Here is a 17,695-nt window from a genome sequence, read left to right on the forward strand (position 1 = left end):
ACAAGACCTTCAAGACCGACGCCGTCAAGGCCGGCCTCCTCGTCGGAATCGCCAAGATCACCGTCAACACCAAGTAACACCCCAGCACAACCAGAACGGCCCGCCACAAACGTGGCGGGCCATTCTGCTACCCCCGAACATTCCCAGCCCGATGATGCAAGGATCAATCAGTGAGAACAGTCCTGACCCTTGCCGCCACCGCGGCCATCGCGGCAGCCATCGGCTTCGCGACGACCCAGTTGCAACTGTTCACTCGCGCTGACGCTCCCGCTTTCATCGTTGTCATCGGAGCGGCCTGGATCTTCTTCGCCCTCGCCTTTCTCGCCCTCAGAAAGGTTCCGGCCCGTCATGTGACGGCGGTCATCATCGCCGGATCCCTCGCCATCGGCGGAGCAGCGCTGCTCGGGCCGCCGAACACCAGCACCGATTCCGCGCGCTATGCCTGGGACGGCATCGTCACGAACGCCGGAGTCTCCCCCTACGCCCACATTCCGGTGGCCGACTCCATAAAAGAGTTGCGCCCAGACTGGCTCTTCCCCACCCCCGCGGGCACCGCCGTCGCCGACAGCGCCGCCGCCGGCAAGAACGACGTCGATCATGACGCAGACTGCCCGGGCGTCGGAAACCGGTACAACGACACCAAGTCGTCGCCGTCGCGAGAACTGCTCTGCACCGCCATCAACCGCCCGCACGACCCCACGATCTACCCGCCGATGGCCGAGCTCTACTTCGCCAGCGTGCGCTGGTTCGTCGATCCGAGCGTCCAATACTGGCCTTTCCAGGTCGGCGGCCTCCTCATCTCGCTCGGCATCACCTGGATGCTTCTGGTTGCCCTTCGCCGCCGCGGCATGGATCCGAGATGGGCGGCCCTCTGGGCCTGGTGCCCTCTGGTCGCGACGGAAGCGGTCACCAACTCGCACGTAGACGTTCTCGGCGTGGCTCTCGCCCTCGCGGCCAGCCTGCTCGTGGCATCCGGCAGACGCGTCTGGGGCGGAATCGCCCTCGGCGCGGCCATCGCGACCAAGCTCATTCCCGTGATCGTCGCTCCGCCTCTGCTCAAGAAGCGGCCACTCACCCTGATCCTGGTATCCGTCGCCACGTTCGCGGCGCTGTACGTTCCCTACGTGCTGAGCTCGGGCATCAAAGTGCTCGGTTATCTTCCCGGCTACCTGTCCGAAGAGGGCTACGAAGACGGGACCAGCTTCGCCCTGCTCTCGACGATCCTGCCCGGCAAGTCGGCCGTGATTGTGGCCGCGGCGCTGATCGCCGTGATCGCAGGACTCACCTGGTGGCGCGCCAGCCCGACCTCCCCCTGGCTGCCGCAGTTGGTTCTCATCGGAAGCATCCTCATCATCGTGAGCCCCCGCTACCCCTGGTACGCGCTGCTGCTCATCCCCTTCATCGTGCTCAGCCAGCATTGGGAGTGGTTCGCAGTCGCACTGGCCCTCACCGTGCGTCTGTTCGTGCCCACCGTCGACGTAATGCGCGGCGGGCTCGCGCTGGCCACACTGATCGTCGTCGCCGCATGGTTCTACCGACAGCGCCTCGCGAGGGGCGGCGGCGGTCTGCACCTACCGGGCAGAGGGCAGCCGTCGACCCGGCCCGACGCATCCGGTCGCATTCAGGAGGTGTCATCGTGACGCGCATCACAACACTGTTGGCTCGCCGCATCGAGATCCCTCTTCTGGCTTTCGCGGCCATTGTGATCGTCGCCATCGGCCTCGACACCCCGTCGATCTGGTACGACGAGGCAGCCACCATCGTGTCGGCCACGCGCACCTGGCCCGAACTGTGGGCGATGCTGCACACCGTCGACGCGGTGCACGGGCTGTACTACGCGTTCATCCATGTCTGGTTCGACATCGTCGGCTACTCGCCGTTCACGCTGCGACTGCCGAGCGCGATCGTCTCGGGTGGCACGGTGGCGCTCACGATGCTGCTCGCCTCGCGCTTCGGAACCCGCGGCTTCGCGCTGCTCGCTGGAGTCGTGCTCATCACGATCCCCCGCTTCACGTGGGCGGGTGGCGAGGGCCGCTCGTATGCCCTGACCGCGTTGCTCGCGGTGGCACTGACTCTGCTTCTGATGAGGGCGCTCGATGCCGCGAGAGCACCCTCGACCCGATGGGCGGCCGTCTGGCCCTGGCTCGTGTACGCCGCTGTCGGGCTGTTCTCGGTGGGCATCTTCGTCTATCTCTCGCTCGTCGTGGTGGCGCACGCCGTGACCGTGGCCGTGCTCACCATCTCGGGCACTCTCACCCGTCGACAGCTGTTCGCGTTCGGGCGCACGGTCATCCCGCTCGGAGTGGTCTGCATTCCCTTCGTGCTCGTCGTGGCCGGGCAGTCGGGCCAGCTCTCCTGGATCGACCCGATCAGCCAGCGCACCCTCACCGGAATCCTCGTCACCCAATTCGCCCCGAACAACGTGCCGTTCGCGATCTTCACCTGGGTCGTGGTGCTCGTCGGAATCACCACCTTCGTCGTGGCCCGGCACTCGTCCGCGGCCCGCGCCCGTGCCGCCCGCGACCTCATGGCCTGGGTTCTGCCGTGGCTGGTCGTGCCGACCGCGGTGCTCGTGCTCACCTCGGTTCTGATCACCCCGCTGTACTCGCCGCGCTATCTCACTTTCCTCATGCCGGCGCTTGCCGTCGCCATCGCGGGCGGCATCGTGGGCCTCGGCCGGTTGACCCGTCGGGCCGCTCGGCTCTCGACGGGGCCGCGTGCGGCCCGGATGCGATCGGTTCCGTGGACGGCATTGGCCGCGGTCGCCGGGGTGCTTGTTCTAGCCCTGCTCACTCAGCCGAGCTACGAGGGCCAGCGAACAACCGGCGCGAAGCAGAAGTCCTCGTGGTCGCAGGCGGCCTGGCGCGTGGGAGAGGTCACCTCGACCCTGCCGGCCGACGCAGACCCGGCCGTCGTCTTCGGAAGCGTCGCGTGGCATCCGACCGCCACCGCACGGGTGGTCGAGTACTCGTACCCATGGGCGTTCACCTCGCTCGACGATGTCGCCCTCGACAAGCCTGTCGGCTCACTGCCTCGACTCTGGGAGACGTCGCGCCCGGTCGACACACAGATGCTCGAGGGCCACGACACGGTGATCCTGGTGTCGAGCGGCCGCGACCGCGAGGTCAACGAGCAGGCGATCGAGGATGCGGGCTTCGTCGAGTCCGACAGCTGGCACTACCCGAACCTCTGGGTGATGGTCTTCACCCGCTGACGCGATCGATCTGACGAGAAACTGTGCAGCCTGAGCCTGCCCGTGTCGATATACGACGAGGATGGTCTCTACGTGAACAGAATCTGCACAGGGCGGGACTCACGACGAAGGGACTGGCCCCGTCGTCGATCCCACGTGGAGTTCGCACGTGAACGCGATCGGGGTATCGGGGCGCTCTCCCGCTAGCAGCGCGGTGACCGCGGCCCCCGCGGCGTGGCCCTTCGCGCTGGCGGGCTGCACCATGGTCGTGAGATCGTGCGCGAAGCCGTCGATGCGGATTCCGTCGAAGCCGATCACACTCACGTCGACCCCGACCACCAGCCCGAGTTCCTCGACCGCCTGGATCACTCCGACGGCGAGCAGGTCGGCCTGCGCCACGATCGCGGTCGGCCGCTGCGACGCTGCGACATCGAGCAAGGCCAGCGCCGCACGGCGACCGTCTTCGGGAGTGTTGTGCACCGACGAGTATGCCGGCGCATCCGGATATACCTCGCGGGTGCCCAGAAGTCTCTCGCGAGTGACCGACACCGCGATCGCCACGTCGTCGGTCACGGGCCCGGCTTCGTGCCCGTCGGCGATGCCCAGGGTGGCGATGCCCACGAGCTCGTGGCCCAGCGACTGCAGGTGCCGGGCAGCGACCACCGAGGCGGCGCGGTTGTCGAGGGTCACCTCGACGAGCTCGGGCCGAGACGGCCCCTCGACCGAGACGACCGGAATGTCGCGACGCCCGAAGACCTCGATCGAGTGGTCGACACGAGTGGAGCATCCGAGCAGGATCACGGCGTCGACCGCGGCCGTGTCGATCGTGGCCGCTCCCTCGCCCGAGTCGGTGAGCAGCAGCAGGCCGGCGCCCTGCGGGCCCAGCGCGGTGGCGACTCCGTCGAGGGTGATGGATGTCACGGGGTCGCGAAACGCGTACAGCAGGCTGCCCTCGAGAACGACGCCGATGACGCCGCTTCGCCCCTGACGCAGCGAGCGGGCCCGGGGGTCTGGACCGTCGTAGCCCAGCGAAGCCGCGGCGGCGAGCACGCGCTCGCGCGTCGCATCCGACACCGGGCCCGACCCGCTGAACGCGATCGACGCGGTCGAAACGGAGACTCCGGCGGCCTTGGCCACGTCTGCGAGAGTGGGACGGCGGGTGTGTTGATCGCTCGCGGTCATGTTGGTAGCGTAGTCGAATCGATTCGATCTCGCGCGATACCGCTCTCCAACGCATTCAGGACACCCCATGACCACTCCCACGAGCGACGTCGCCGTGCATCCTCCACGGACTCTCATCTCGTGGCGCAACGCAGTCTTCGTGATCTTCATCCTGAGCGGGGTGAGCATCGCCAGCTGGGTCGCTCGACTTCCTGCCGTGCGCGACGACCTCGAGCTGAACACGGCCAATGTCGGCGTGCTGATCTTCGGCATGTCCGCCGGATCCGTCGTGGGACTCATCGTGGCCCCGGCGATTCTGCGCCGCTTCGGACCGCGCGCCGGCATCACCTTCTGCATCTCGCTGATCTCCTCGGGACTCGTGCTCATCGGAGTCGGCGGCGGACTCGCACCCAGCGTGACGGTCGCCTTCATCGGCCTGGTGCTCTTCGGCTTCGGCAACGGAGCCTGCGACGTCATGATGAACGTTGAGGGCGCGGCTGCCGAGCGGGCTATCGGCAAGACCCTGATGCCGCTGATGCACGCCATGTTCTCTGGCGGCACGGTTCTCGGCGCCGGCATCGGCGCCCTCGCCTCGGCTCTCGCCATCCCGGTCTTCGCCCATCTGATCACGATCGCCGTTATTCTCGTCGTCGCGGTGATCGCCGCCGTCAGGTTCATCCCGCACGATCTGGATGCCGCAGATCAGGCCGACGCCGCCGGCTCGGCCCCGCGCATCCCGCTCGGCCAGCGACTCAAGGCGAGCCTGGCCGTCTGGGCCGACGCCCGCCTTCTGCTCATCGGAGCGGTGATGCTCGGAATGGCGTTCGCCGAGGGCAGCGCCAACGACTGGATCGCGATCGCGACGGTCGATGGCCACGAACAGTCCAACACCACGGGCGCCATCGTCTTCGGCATCTTCGTCGCGGCGATGACCGTCGGTCGCGTGGCGGGCGGCCCCTTGCTCGACCGCTTCGGACGGGTTCCGACGCTGCGCGCCACCGCCGTCGTAGGCATCGCGGGTCTGCTGCTCTTCATCCTCTCGACCGACCTCTGGGTCACGATCATCGGAGCGATCCTCTGGGGCATCGGCGCCTCGCTCGGATTCCCCGTGGGCATGAGCGCAGCCGCAGACGACGAGAAGAACTCGGCCGCACGCGTGAGCGCCGTGGCGATCGTGGGGTACACCGCGTTCCTCGCTGGCCCGCCGCTGCTCGGATTCCTCGGCGAACACTTCGGCATCCTGAATGCCCTCTACGTGATTCTCGCGCTACTGGTGCTGTCGTTCTTCGCGTCGCCGGCGACCCGAGAGCGCACGTACACGACATAGGTCCCGCGGGTCCGCGCAAGATTCCCACTTTCGTCACCGCGTTGCGGGTTCGCGTCTGACGCGGCACCACCAGGTGCGGTTGTGCCATGTGGTACAGAGATGGCATGAGTCTTTCCGATGACCCCTTCGCCGGACTCGGCGGCAATGGCAGTGCATTCACACCCGAAGAGCACTCGGGCTGGTATTCGCCAGGACGGCAAGATGCCTTCTGGACTGTCGCGGCCATCGGCACGGTGGTGGTCTGCCTGGCGTGGTTCTGGTACGGACTAGCGTTCTCCGAAGAAATGACCGAGCAGTGCAAAGCGGTGATGGCAAGCTCCTCGATGGCCGGCACAGGACTGCTCCTGGGCGGGGTTCCGTTGGTCTTCGCTCATCTTGCCGTGCTGCTCCCCCTGCTGCTGATCGCCGCGAAATATCGCTCGCCGCGCCGAACGGGGATTCTGGTCGCGGTTGTCGTTGTTCTGGTGGCGAGCGCTCTCGGTATCGCGGTGAATGAGTTGGTGTGGTCTGGCAACTTGTTCGCCATGTCTGCCGATGCCGCTCAGTGCTCGTGAACTGAGCCGACCCCGTACTCTGGGTTGGTGCGTCTTGTCATTGCGAACTGTTCCGTCGACTACGCGGGGCGGCTCTCCGCGCACCTGCCGTTGGCCACCCGACTTCTGATGCTGAAGAGCGACGGTTCGATCCTCGTGCACTCCGACGGCGGCAGCTATAAGCCGCTCAACTGGATGAGCCCGCCCTGCTACATCACCTTCGATGAGCCCGACCAGACGCAGACGGATGCCGGGATCACCCAGGTCTGGAAGGTCACCCAGAAGAAGACCGACGACGTTCTGGTCGTGAGTATCTACGACGTGCTGCACGATTCGTCGCATGAACTCGGCATCGACCCCGGCCTGCAGAAAGACGGCGTCGAGGCGCACCTTCAGAAGCTGCTCGCAGAGCAGATCACCCTGCTGGGCGACGGGCACACGCTCGTTCGTCGCGAATACATGACCGCCATCGGACCCGTCGACATCCTGGCCCGTGATTCGGGCGGTGCAGCGGTGGCCGTAGAGATCAAGCGTCGCGGCGATATCGACGGGGTCGAGCAGCTGACCCGCTACCTCGAGCTCATGAACCGCGACCCCCACCTGTCTCCGGTGCAGGGAGTCTTCGCGGCTCAAGAGATCAAGCCCCAGGCTCGCACCCTCGCGCAAGACCGCGGCATCCGCTGCGTTGTGCTCGACTACGACGCCATGCGCGGCCTCGACGACAGCGACTCCCGCCTCTTCTGATCTAGCCGAAACGGCCCGTCTCATCTGACCCCTTGCGCTGCCCAGGATCGCGACTATATTTCCTATAGGATCTTTTCTTGTGTTCACCGACGAACGCATCGAGCGCAATGGAGCACTGATGACCAAGACAACGACAGGCAGCGCGTCGACCACCGAGGCGAGCAGCGGAGCCCAATCCTGGGAGGGCGTCGACTGGAATCCATCCAACTGGACAGCCGAGACGTGGCCGATCGCCACGTGCCTGCACGGAATTCCTCCGGTCGGCCGCGATGGCGTCGCCCTGCACGACGCGGCTCCGGAGGTGTGGGACGACATGTTCGCTCAGGTGGAGGGCGTCGGATTCACCCTTGCCGAACTGGCAGACAGCCACGTTCGCCCCGCAGACCTCGAGCCGTCGCGCCGGGACGAGTTCCTGTCGATCGCTCGCTCTCACGGCATCGGTATACCCTCGGTGCACCTCCAGCGCCAGAGCGTGATCATGCCGGGTCACGAGGAGAAGAACCTCGCATACGCGCACCGCACGATCGACGCTGCAGCGGAGTGGGGCATGAAGGTCTTCTCGACCGGACTGCACCAGCCCTTCAGCGAAGCGCAGAAGCGCGCCCTCTGGTTCTGGACAGCAGAAGGCCCCAAAGACCCCGACGACGAAGAGGTCTGGAACGCGGCCGTCACCCGCATCCGCGAGTTGGGAAAGCACGCGGCCGACGTGGGCCTGCCCCTCGCCCTCGAACTGTATGAAGACACCTACCTCGGCACCGCCGACAGCGCCGTGCGCCTGGTCGAGGAGATCGGCCTCGACAACGTCGGCCTCAACCCCGACGTAGCGAACCTCATCCGCCTGCACCGTCCTGTAGAGGACTGGCGAGAACTGTTCGCGAAGACACTTCCGTACGCCAACTACATGCACGTGAAGAACTACACGCGTGACGAGTCCGCCGACGGCAGCTGGGCCACTTCCGTGCCCTCGACCATGGAGGCGGGTCTCATCAACTACCGCCAGGTGCTGCGCGATGCACTCGCGGGAGGGTTCCGCGGAATCATCCTCGCCGAGCACTACGGCGGCGACAGCCTCGGCATGTGCTCGACCAACCAGACATACATCCGCTCGCTGCTCCCCCGAGCGGCTCAGGCTTAGAGAAACGGACTCATCATCATCATGAACACACGCACCATCGCCGTCGTCGGATCCGGCTACATGGGCGGCGGCATCGCCCAGGTTCTCGCTCTTTCGGGTGCAACCGTCGTGATCGCCGATATCTCCGAAGAGATCGCCCGCAGCAACTACGAGCGGCTGCTCACGGAGACGGCCCAATTCGTCTCGGACGGCCTGTTCCCGGTCGACGCCGTCGAGCGAATCCGCGCTCATGTCTCGCCAGCGGCGTCGATCGAAGAGGCCGTCGCCGACGCCGACTTCATCGAGGAGGCTGTCCCCGAGAAGATCGAGATCAAGCACGCCACCCTGCGCCGAATCAGCGCCGCGGCCAGGCCCGATGCGGTCATCGGCTCCAACACCTCGACCATTCTGATCGACTCGCTGGCAGAGGCGGTCACAGGGCCAGAACGCTTCCTCGGTGTGCACTTCTCGAACCCGGCTCCGTTCATTCCCGGAGTCGAGCTCATCCCGCATGCCACCACGTCTGAGAGCTCGATCGCGCTGGCAGAGGAGATCGTGGCTGCAACCGGCAAGGAGACCGCGCGGGTCAAGGACAGCACGGGCTTCGTACTCAACCGTCTGCAGTACGCGCTGTTCCACGAGGCCACCCAGATCGTCGAGGAGGGCATCGCGACTCCCGAAGACATCGACACCATCGTGCGCACCACCTTCGGTTTCCGCCTGCCGGTCTTCGGCCCCTTCGCTATCGCCGACATGGCCGGCCTCGACGTGTACGCCTTCTGCTACGCGTCGCTGCAGACCCGCTGGCCGGAGCGGTTCGCGACGCCGGAGTCACTCAAGACCCTGGTCGACGCCGGCAAGTTCGGCACCAAGTCGGGCGCCGGATACCTCGACGTTCCGGCCGAGCGCACGGCGGAACTCATCGCCTACCGCAACAAGGCCTATGTCGCCATCAAGAAGCTCATGGACGAGCTCGGCCCCGCTCCGATCGGCTGAGCTGCCACCTCACTCTCACCCCCTTCGCATCTCCGACACCGTCGTCAGAAAGGCACGCACATGACCGCGTTTCCCCCATCCAGAACCGTCATCCTCACGGGTGCAGCCTCCCCTCGGGGCATCGGTCGTTACTCGGCCCACTACCTCGCCGAGCAGGGCTGGAACATCGGGATCATCGATCTCCGCTCCGAGGACGCCCAAGAAGTGGCTGCCGAGATCGCTGCCGAGCACGGCGTGCACACCGCGGGTGCAGGCGCAAACGTGGCCGATAACGCCCAGGTGCGGGCAGCTTTCGATGCCCTCGAGGCCGCGCTGCCTCCCGTGATCGCCCTCGTGAACCTGGCCGGCGTCGCCTCACCCGTTCCCTATCTCGAGGTCACCCCGGAAGAGTGGCAGCGCGTCATCGACATCAACCTCAACGGAGTGCACTTCAGCACTCGCCGCGCGGTCGAGTCGATGGTGGCGCTCGGCGTCGGACGCGTCGTCAACCTGTCATCCGTCTCCGCCCAGCGCGGAGGCGGCACCTTCTCGAAGACCGCGTACTCGGCAGCCAAGGCAGGCGTCATCGGCTTCACTCGAAGCACGGCCCGTGAGCTCGGCGAAGCGGGCATCACCGTCAACGCGATCTCGCCCGGCCCCATCGACACCGACATCATGGGCGGCACCCTCACCGACGAACGCAAGGCCGCGATGGCCTCCGACGGTGTCCTTCCCCGCATCGGCACACCCCGCGACATCGCTGCAGCCATCTCCTACCTCATCAGTGAGGACGCGGGCTTCGTGACAGGCCAGACCCTGAACGTCGACGGCGGCCTGTACATGCACTGATCAATTCCCCCCTCCCCCAAAAGAAAGGAACCACATGAACAGATACGTCGGAACCTGGTCGATCGGCCGATTCATCTTCCTCGGCGTCGGCATCATCCTCGTCGGCCTTGCCGCCGCGCAGATCGTGCCAGCCATCATCGCCTGACGCTCGGGGCGACTGCCGTTCGAGGCGACTGCCGCCATCCCCTCTGCACTCATGAATCTCAAAGGAGAGACCATTGTCCACACCGTCGCTGTCTGCGGCTATCGGCTCGACGCGCGATCCCGCGCTCAAGTCCGCGATCGCCAAGGCGTCCCGGCATCTCATGCCCATGCTCGTCATCCTGTACTTCGTCGCCTTCCTCGATCGCACCAATGTGGGGTTCGCTGAGGAGGCCTTGCGCGTCGATCGCGGAGTCTCCGACGGCGCCTTCGCGCTGGGCGCCGGAATCTTCTTCATCGGTTACGCGATCTTCGAGATTCCGAGCAATCTGTTGCTCAAGCGATTCGGGGCACGCTTCTGGCTCGCGCGGATCGCGGTGACCTGGGGAATCGTCGCAGCCCTGTTCGCCTTCACGACGAACGACACCATGTTCATCATCCTGCGCTTCCTCCTGGGCGTGACAGAGGCGGGCCTGTTCCCGGGCGTGATCATGTTCCTGTCCGAGTGGTTCCCCAACAAGGTGCGCGTGCAGATGTTCGCGATCTTCTACCTGGCGCAGCCTTTCTCACAGATGATCGGAGCACCGCTGAGCGGTGGCCTGATCAGCATCGGCAACCAGGTCACCCCGTGGGAGGGGTGGCAGGTCATGTTCTTCTCCGAAGGAATGCTGGCCGTGTTGGCCGGTCTCGCGGCGCTGAAGTTCTTGACCAATTCGCCGCAGAAAGCGAAATGGTTGTCGCAGAACGAGAAGGACTCGTTAACGGCCGCGATGAAACGAGAAGACGACGTGCGTTCCGCCGACGGGCCGAAGGGTGTCTGGCGCGCGATGGCGAGCGGCAAGGTCTGGTACTTCACCATCATCTACTTCTGCCTGCAGATCGCGGTGTACGGAACCACCTTCTACCTGCCGCAGCAGGTGTCCAACCTCATCGGCCAGGACGTCGGCTTCCAGGTGGGACTGGTTTCGGCCATTCCCTGGCTTGTCGGACTCTTCGCCTGCTACTTCGTCGGCCGACACGCGAACACCATCCGTCGTCGCCGTTCGTGGGGCAGCCTGTTCTACATCTTCACCGGACTGTCGATCTTCGGATCAGCCTGGGCGGGAGCGAACGGCCTGCCGATTCTCGGACTGCTCTTCATCACCCTCGCGGTGTCGAGCTTCCTCGCCGTCGGTCCGATCACCTGGGCCTACCCGACCGCATTCCTCACCGGAGCGGCCGCCGCGGCTGGCATCGGCCTCATCAACTCGCTCGGCAACCTGGGCGGCTTCGTCGCACCTCTGATGCGGAACGGCTTCAACGAGGCAGTGCCCACCGACAGCGGCGTGTGGGGAGTCGTCTCGCTCGGCGTCTTCGCCTTCCTCGCAGCCGGGATGATGTTCGGCACTCGGTTCTTCCGGGGCGCGAAAGCAGACGAGCTGCTAGAGACGACCAGCACGCCGGCGGTGCACTGACACCGAGAGGATCAGAGCACGGAGTCGCTGCGCGAGCGTTCGCGTACCCGTTCGATATGGGTGCGCATCGCGAGCGCAGCGGCATCCGCGCCCTCGGCGAACGCGTCGACGATCGCCCGGTGCTCGCGCACGGCGTCATCCGCGTCGCTGACCCCGGTCTGCAGCGTCTGGCGCATCCGGTGCACGCGCGTCGAGATGCCCGCGGACATGTCGATGAGAAAGGGATTGTGCGTTCCTTCGAAGATCAGGTGATGAAAATTCCAGTCGACGGCGAAGTAGTCGCGCAGCAGGTCGACGGGTAATTCGCCTGCGGTGGATGCCGCACGCACCACCGCGGTCATCGCCTCGTGCTCGGCGAGAGCGGCCCGCAACCGCGGCACGAGCGCGACCTCGTGGGCACTGGCCAGGGCTGCCGCTCCGCTCTCGAGCACGAGTCGGGCGTCGAAGAGGGCATCCAGCTGGTCGTCGGCGAGCTGCGGGGCCACCCGATATCCCTTGTTGGCCTCGCGCGTGACGAGACCGGTGCGCTCCAGCAACACGAGCGCCTCCCGCACGGGCGTGGGTGATACTCCGAGCTCGCGGGCCACCGCCTCGATCGAGAGCCGCATGCCAGGCGTGGTGTCGGAGCGCAGCAGCACGTCGAGCACACGGTCGTAGACCCTGTCGCGCAGCCCGCGCTGCTTGATGACGTCGGCACTCGCGAGGCGGAACACGGAGTCGGTCATCACAGCCTCGCGGGATCGTACGGCAGGGGAAAGAAGACCGCCATCACTGGCACGGCCCTGACGACAGCATACTTATATGCGCGAAGTCGAAGCCGAGAGACTCTCGATCACCGCTGTCACGACCGCTCGTAGGTGACGATCTCCTGCACTTTCTCGTTCGACGCACTGCTCGAATCGAAGACATAGCCGAGCCACTCGCGCACGTTTCGTCGGGCGAGCTCGATTCCGATCACGCGCTGTCCCATGCAGAGCACCTGAGCATCGTTCGAGAGCACGCTTCGCTCGACCGAGTAGCTGTCGTGCGCGGTGACGGCGCGGATGCCTCGAACCTTGTTCGCGGCGATGGCGACTCCGAGGCCGGTTCCGCAGATCAACACCGCGCGATCCGCCTCTCCCCTCGCGACCAGCTCGGCGGCCGTCGTGGCGACGGTGGGATAGGCCGTATGTCCGTTCGCATCCACACCGATGTCGACCACGGAGACGACACGGCCATCGGCCTCCAGGTCGCGCTTGATGATCTCCTTGTAGTCGTAGCCGGCATCGTCCGAGCCGATGACGAGTCTCCACGCGGTGCTCACGATGTCTCCTCCGTCGCTCCGCTCGTCGAGGGTGCTGGCGTGTCGAGAAGCGGGGCGACCGTCTCGACGATCAGAGCGAACGAGACCGCTCCGGGGTCGGGCGTACCGAGCGACTTCTCACCGTGCAGGCGGGCACGGCCGAGGCCGGGCATCATGTCCGCGGTGGCATCTGCGGCCTGACGGGCGGCACCGGACGCGGCCACCCACGCTGCCGACAGCGAATCACCCGCGGCAACCCGCGCATCCAGAGCGTTCGCAAAGGGCTCGAGCGCGTCGACCATGGTCTTGTCTCCCACGCTCGCCTTTCCGTAGGCCCGTACGGCATCGGATGCGGCGGTCACGCCGACACTCACCTCGGCGGCCGTCACGGCCTGGTCGTCGCCGAGGGCCTCGCCGAGGGTGCGCAGGATCTCTCCCCACAGCGCTCCCGAGGTTCCGCCGGCTCGATCGGACCACGCGTCACCCGCACGGACGAGCAGCGACCGGGCTCCGGCGCCGCGCTCGAGCACCGCCTGCGCCTCCGTTGCCGCAGCGCGTGCACCGCGCTGCATGCCGATGCCGTGATCGCCGTCGCCCGCGATCGAGTCCAATCGCCCGAGCTCGTCGGCGTTCTCGTCGATCACGTCCCGGATGGCGCCGAGGGCCTCAGCGGCGCGGGTGGCCGCCGCGCGCGACTCGTCACTCGCCTCTCCCACAACCTCGTCGACCGCGTCGTCGTCGGAGTCGACCACAGCGACGAGGGCACCTCCGTCGACCGCGCCGGTGCGGAAAGCGGGGGTGTCGCTGGGCGCGCTCCAGAGCGTCTCCAGCTCTTCGTCGACCCAGAGGAGAGTGAGCGAGGCACCGGCCATGTCGAAACTGGTGCAGAACTCCCCGACCTGCGGGTCGACGATGGTGACACCCCGCGCCTCCAGCAGGTCGGCGACCGTACTGAACACCACGAACAGCTCCTCGCTCTTGACAGATCCGAGGCCGTTGAGAATAGGCACCACCCGCGCACCGTCGAGGGACACCCCATCAGGGATCTCCGCCTCTGCGAGCAGGTGCGTGACGAACAGCTCGCCGAGTTCCGCGGCACTGGGGATGTCGACCTCGTCGGTGCCGGGCTCTCCGTGGATGCCGAGACCGATCGCCATCTTGCCTTCGGGCACCGAGAACAACGGCTCATCTGCGCCCGGAAGGGTACATCCGGTGAAGGCGACGCCCAACGAACGGGTACGGGCGTTGGCCAACCCAGCGACTCTCTCGACGCCGTCGATGTCATAGCCCGCCGCAGCCGCGGCTCCGGCGACTTTGAAGACGGTGAGATCGCCCGCTATGCCACGACGGCGGTGCGCCTCGCTCGGAGGGGCACTGAAGATGTCGTCGGTGACCACGACCGTTCGGCAATCCACACCCTCGGCTCGCACCACATCTTGCGCCGCGGTGAAGTGCAGAACGTCGCCCGCGTAGTTTCCGTAACTGAGCAGAACCCCACGGCCCTGCTCGCTGGCCCGAATCACGGACTCGACCTGGTGCGCCGACGGGGAGGCGAAGAGGTTGCCCATGGCCGCCCCGTGCGCGAGACCGGGCCCGACCAGGCCGGCGAAGGCGGGGTAGTGTCCCGATCCTCCGCCGATGACCACAGCCACCTCCGGCTCGTCAGAACGGGTGGAACGCGAGACGCCACCGTGCACCTTGCGCACCCAGCGCCCGTTCGCGCGGACGAAACCGTCCACCATCTCGTCGGCGAAATCCGCCGGTTCGTTCCATAGACGGGTCATGCGCGTCAGCTCCTCATCATCGAGTTCAGCGGCCCGAGGGCCAGACATAATCGATCCTATAGGATTCTCATGCCGGCGACCACCGACATCCGAGCCCCACGACACTCACCGCTGATTCGGCGCGACGACCCGGATGACGGCCGAGTCGTCCTCTGCCGCGAGACCGTTGGCCGCGCCGAGGATGTAAAGCTGCTCGGCCGCTGCCGCGACGGGAGTCGCTACCCCAGCAGATCGCGCCGCGGCCGTGACGATTCCCATGTCCTTCACGAAGATGTCGAGGCGGCTGAGAACCTCGGCGCCGCCTTCGTCGTAGGCCTGCAGCATCCGGGGGCCGCGATTGCCCAGCATGAACGAACCGGCAGCGCCGGCGGCGAGAGTCTCGAGGGTGGCGGCCGCGTCGAGCCCGAGAGCCTCCGCCAGAGCAAGCGCCTCGGCACCCGCGGCGATATGCACCCCGCAGAGCAGTTGGTTCACCGTCTTGAACGCTTGGCCGTCGCCAGGGCGATCGCCGATGACACTCAGAGTCGAGGCGAGCAGGTCCAACACGGGCTTCGCTTTCTCCCGGGCCACGGGCGTCGCGCCCACGACGACGAGGAGGTCGCCCTCACCCGCGCGAACCGGCCCGCCGCTCAGCGGAGCGTCGACGAGGTGCACTCCGCGCTCGGCCAAGAGATCACTGACGGCCACGACATCGTCGATGCCGACGGTACTGGTCATGATCACGACAGATCCGTCCAGGAGCGTCGAGGCGATGCCGTTCTCGCCGAACAGCACGTCTCGCAGCTGTGAGCCGTTGCGCACGGCGAGCACGACGGCATCCACCCCCGCAACGGCCTCTCTGGCCGAACCGAAGGGGGTGACGCCTGCGTCTGCCGCGAGCGCGAGTCGCGGCTCGGCGATGTCGAAGCCGTGCACGGTCAGTTCGGTAGCTAATCGGGTGGCCATCGGCAACCCCATGGCCCCCAGTCCGAGAACGGCGACGGAATACGAAGTGGTTTCGGGCATGATCTTCCTTACGTCTAGAGCGGTCGGTGCGTCAGCGTCGAGACGACGGTCGCCAGCGAGTCGTCGTCGCCCACGTTTCCGGCGAACACGACATAGGGGATTCCCTTCGCCGGGCCATCCACTGGCTCCCAGAGCGAGACCAGGCCTGGCAGCATCGGCCCCCGCACCATGGCATGCCGGATGCCCAGCCCGGCCGACGCGACGTCGCTCGACGTGATGCCGCCCTTGGCGACGACGAAACGCGGCGCCGTGCTGGCGAGGATGCGCTGCACGACGGCAACGACGGCCGCAGACACCGTTCGTGAGATGGCGAGGCTTTCTGCGGGGTCGTCGGTCTTCACGAGCATGCGGCTGGTGTGCATCGCGACGTCACCCAGGGCGAGGGCGGCGACGGCGCGCGCGCTGACGTCGTCGAGATGGGCGTCGATCGTCTCTGAATCGAGAACGAGCCCTGTGTCGATCTCGATCGTGTCCTCCAGTCGTCCAGCATCTCGGAGCACCCCGAGTTGACGCGAGGTGAGCCCCACATGCGACCCGACCACGATCAGCCCGCCGATTGCCCGGGAGCCGTCACCGTTGCCGAAGATCTCATCGGCCCTGAGCGGCGGTCGAACGGCCTGGCCGATACGAGCCCTCACGAAAGGAGGGCCGACTCGGTAGAGCAGATTCTTTCCGAGGTTCTCTGCTCGGGCGACGCCGAGCGCGAGCAGACGCAGATCGTTCTCGGTGACTGCGTCGACCACGACAGGGGTCGCGCCGCGCAGCCCGAGCAGGGCTTCCGTGATCGCATCCGGCCCGCTGCGGATGGTTGCGAGATCGAGCGTTACGACGGCATCTGCGGGCCAGCGCCCGTGCGTCTTCTCCTCGACCCACACGCGGAGGTCGGAGTTCTCGTAGCCGAAGGTCGCGTCCAGGGCGAACTCCGTCTCGGCGATCGGGGTGAGGCCGCCGTCGCCCCGCATGTAATGAACGCCGCCGATCGTGACGCGGCCCGCGTCAGGGAAAGCGGGGACGATGATCACCGCATCGACACTCTCGCCCGTGCCGGCGAGGACGGCCTCAGCGATAGCGTCCGTCTCGACCGGGTAGTGCCCGCGCAACGTGGAATCGCCCCTGCTCACAAAGGCGAGGCGCCGCCCCAGCGGCCCGGCCGCGCGCGACGCATTCTGCACGACCTCCCGATTGCGTGCGGCAGCAGCGTGCGGGTCGAGGCTGCGGGTGTTGGTGAGCACGTAGATCGCGGGCGTGTCCTCACCGAGCGCCCAGGCGAAGTCGCTCTGCTGCCACTTCGTGAGCACGGGCAGGTCGGCGACCGACTGCGTTCCTGTCGGATCGTCGTCCAAGACGATCAGGGTCGGACTCGATCCGGAGACCTCCGACGCGACGTCGCCGGCATCGACGGCGACCTCTTTCGGATACTCGGCCAGAAGGCTTTGCTCGTCGATCACCAATACTCCTGACGTGTCGTCGCAGCTCTGCAGTAGACACCAGCGATCCTACGAGTTCCGTCGACACTGTCAACACAGCACGATGCCCGTACAGTGGTTCGAAGCAGACCCCGACCCTCCGGAGCCTTCGATGCCCAAGCGCCCCATCCCCTTTCCACGCAGCTATGTCAACACCGCTGTGCGCGACGCCCTCGCCGCTTTCGAGGCCGAGCCGAGCGTGGCCGGCATCGAGAAGGTTCTGTCGCTGGCGACGGCGGGCGGGTTGGTTGTGGATGTGACGGGCTCGACCCCCGAGTCCGGCCCGCGTGTGCGCACACTCACCTCGACAGACGGCCAGCTGGTGCTGCCCCTGTTCACGAGCCTCGCCGAGCTCGGGCTGGCGGTTCCCGAGGCCGAACGCGCCGAGGTGCAGGGCACGATCCTGGCCGGTCGCGATGCACTCGCGATCGTGCAGAGCGCCGATATCGTCGCCGTGCAGTTCGATCCGGGCAGCCGTCAGGTGATCGTGAAGCGCAGCTTCGTCGACGAGGCGCTCGGCGCGCAGTAACGGCCCGTCTCCGGCTCAGCGGCGTTCACCCCTGGCCGGAGGCTCTTTGGCGCGCCTCGAGGCCAGTCACTCGCCAGTTCGTGCGCTTGTCATTTTGTATCCCAAATTTGAATCGCCACAAAATAAATGCGTGCGACA

Annotated in this window: 16 protein-coding genes; 10 read left to right on the forward strand and 6 right to left on the reverse strand. The window is 66.5% G+C overall.

All coding sequences use genetic code 11. The features are described 5' to 3' along the window. The first annotated feature begins 170 nt into the window (after positions 1–170). On the forward strand, positions 171–1,640 hold the full coding sequence (locus B9Y86_RS15875; RefSeq protein WP_085487920.1) for a glycosyltransferase family 87 protein: 1,470 nt from the start codon (positions 171–173) through the stop codon (positions 1,638–1,640). Then, positions 1,637–3,214, forward strand: coding sequence for a glycosyltransferase family 39 protein (locus B9Y86_RS15880; RefSeq protein ID WP_085487922.1), 1,578 nt, complete (start codon positions 1,637–1,639; stop codon positions 3,212–3,214). The genes B9Y86_RS15875 and B9Y86_RS15880 overlap by 4 nt, the downstream gene beginning before the upstream one ends. A gap of 99 nt (positions 3,215–3,313) precedes the next feature. On the opposite strand, the gene B9Y86_RS15885 is transcribed toward B9Y86_RS15880, so the two are convergent. Beyond that, complete coding sequence (locus B9Y86_RS15885; RefSeq protein WP_085487924.1) at positions 3,314–4,375, reverse strand: LacI family DNA-binding transcriptional regulator; 1,062 nt, start codon at positions 4,373–4,375, stop codon at positions 3,314–3,316. Positions 4,376–4,442: 67 nt separating this feature from the next. Here B9Y86_RS15885 and B9Y86_RS15890 point away from each other — a divergent pair, with 67 nt between their 5' ends. The 7 genes from B9Y86_RS15890 to B9Y86_RS15920 all read left to right on the forward strand — a co-directional run bounded on the left by B9Y86_RS15890 (position 4,443) and on the right by B9Y86_RS15920 (position 11,491). Next, positions 4,443–5,681, forward strand: coding sequence for an MFS transporter (locus tag B9Y86_RS15890; RefSeq protein WP_085487926.1), 1,239 nt, complete (start codon positions 4,443–4,445; stop codon positions 5,679–5,681). Positions 5,682–5,785: 104 nt separating this feature from the next. After that, a complete protein-coding gene (locus tag B9Y86_RS15895; protein ID WP_085487928.1) occupies positions 5,786–6,235 on the forward strand; it encodes a hypothetical protein in 450 nt (149 codons plus the stop codon). A 27-nt stretch (positions 6,236–6,262) separates the two neighbouring features. Then, positions 6,263–6,958: an endonuclease NucS gene (gene nucS, locus B9Y86_RS15900; protein WP_085488151.1), complete on the forward strand. Its 696-nt coding sequence runs from the start codon at positions 6,263–6,265 to the stop codon at positions 6,956–6,958. 79 nt (positions 6,959–7,037) lie between these two features. Then, positions 7,038–8,093 (forward strand): sugar phosphate isomerase/epimerase family protein, encoded by a 1,056-nt coding sequence (locus B9Y86_RS15905; RefSeq protein ID WP_244894798.1) that lies wholly within the window; start codon positions 7,038–7,040, stop codon positions 8,091–8,093. A 21-nt stretch (positions 8,094–8,114) separates the two neighbouring features. Further along, positions 8,115–9,068, forward strand: a complete 954-nt coding sequence (locus B9Y86_RS15910; protein WP_085487930.1) for a 3-hydroxyacyl-CoA dehydrogenase family protein — start codon at positions 8,115–8,117, stop codon at positions 9,066–9,068. A 60-nt stretch (positions 9,069–9,128) separates the two neighbouring features. Next, positions 9,129–9,896, forward strand: a complete 768-nt coding sequence (locus tag B9Y86_RS15915) for an SDR family NAD(P)-dependent oxidoreductase (RefSeq protein WP_085487932.1) — start codon at positions 9,129–9,131, stop codon at positions 9,894–9,896. 233 nt (positions 9,897–10,129) lie between these two features. After that, positions 10,130–11,491, forward strand: coding sequence for an MFS transporter (locus tag B9Y86_RS15920; protein ID WP_085488155.1), 1,362 nt, complete (start codon positions 10,130–10,132; stop codon positions 11,489–11,491). Between the two features lie 11 nt (positions 11,492–11,502). Here B9Y86_RS15920 and B9Y86_RS15925 read toward each other — a convergent pair whose 3' ends face one another. From B9Y86_RS15925 to B9Y86_RS15945, 5 genes are all read right to left on the reverse strand, one after another. After that, complete coding sequence (locus tag B9Y86_RS15925; protein WP_085487934.1) at positions 11,503–12,216, reverse strand: GntR family transcriptional regulator; 714 nt, start codon at positions 12,214–12,216, stop codon at positions 11,503–11,505. A gap of 116 nt (positions 12,217–12,332) precedes the next feature. Then, positions 12,333–12,794: a ribose-5-phosphate isomerase gene (locus B9Y86_RS15930; protein WP_085487936.1), complete on the reverse strand. Its 462-nt coding sequence runs from the start codon at positions 12,792–12,794 to the stop codon at positions 12,333–12,335. Beyond that, the gene (locus B9Y86_RS15935; protein ID WP_085488157.1) at positions 12,791–14,557 is read right to left on the reverse strand and encodes a dihydroxyacetone kinase family protein; all 1,767 of its coding nucleotides are present in this window, start codon (positions 14,555–14,557) and stop codon (positions 12,791–12,793) included. Before B9Y86_RS15935 ends, B9Y86_RS15930 begins: the two co-directional genes overlap by 4 nt. A gap of 105 nt (positions 14,558–14,662) precedes the next feature. Further along, entirely contained in the window at positions 14,663–15,562 is a 900-nt protein-coding gene (locus B9Y86_RS15940; protein WP_085487938.1) for an NAD(P)-dependent oxidoreductase, read from the reverse strand. A gap of 14 nt (positions 15,563–15,576) precedes the next feature. Continuing rightward, positions 15,577–17,010 carry a four-carbon acid sugar kinase family protein gene (locus tag B9Y86_RS15945; protein ID WP_085487940.1) on the reverse strand — a complete coding sequence of 478 codons (1,434 nt, stop codon included), beginning with the start codon at positions 17,008–17,010 and terminating at the stop codon, positions 15,577–15,579. A gap of 130 nt (positions 17,011–17,140) precedes the next feature. On the opposite strand from B9Y86_RS15945, the gene B9Y86_RS15950 reads away from it, so the two are divergent. Further along, on the forward strand, positions 17,141–17,557 hold the full coding sequence (locus tag B9Y86_RS15950) for an SseB family protein (protein ID WP_085488159.1): 417 nt from the start codon (positions 17,141–17,143) through the stop codon (positions 17,555–17,557). Positions 17,558–17,695: the final 138 nt, after the last annotated feature.

This window comes from Agreia pratensis (assembly GCF_900177685.1).
In the GTDB taxonomy this organism is placed as follows: domain Bacteria; phylum Actinomycetota; class Actinomycetes; order Actinomycetales; family Microbacteriaceae; genus Agreia; species Agreia pratensis.

Coding starts and splice junctions, on each gene's coding strand:
- B9Y86_RS15910 (WP_085487930.1), top strand. CDS start 8,115: ATGAACACACGCACCATCGCCGTCGTCGGATCCGGCTACATGGGCGGC.
- B9Y86_RS15925 (WP_085487934.1), bottom strand. CDS start 12,216: ATGACCGACTCCGTGTTCCGCCTCGCGAGTGCCGACGTCATCAAGCAG.
- B9Y86_RS15890 (WP_085487926.1), top strand. CDS start 4,443: ATGACCACTCCCACGAGCGACGTCGCCGTGCATCCTCCACGGACTCTC.
- B9Y86_RS15940 (WP_085487938.1), bottom strand. CDS start 15,562: ATGCCCGAAACCACTTCGTATTCCGTCGCCGTTCTCGGACTGGGGGCC.
- B9Y86_RS15935 (WP_085488157.1), bottom strand. CDS start 14,557: ATGACCCGTCTATGGAACGAACCGGCGGATTTCGCCGACGAGATGGTG.
- B9Y86_RS15895 (WP_085487928.1), top strand. CDS start 5,786: ATGAGTCTTTCCGATGACCCCTTCGCCGGACTCGGCGGCAATGGCAGT.
- B9Y86_RS15950 (WP_085488159.1), top strand. CDS start 17,141: ATGCCCAAGCGCCCCATCCCCTTTCCACGCAGCTATGTCAACACCGCT.
- B9Y86_RS15885 (WP_085487924.1), bottom strand. CDS start 4,375: ATGACCGCGAGCGATCAACACACCCGCCGTCCCACTCTCGCAGACGTG.
- B9Y86_RS15915 (WP_085487932.1), top strand. CDS start 9,129: ATGACCGCGTTTCCCCCATCCAGAACCGTCATCCTCACGGGTGCAGCC.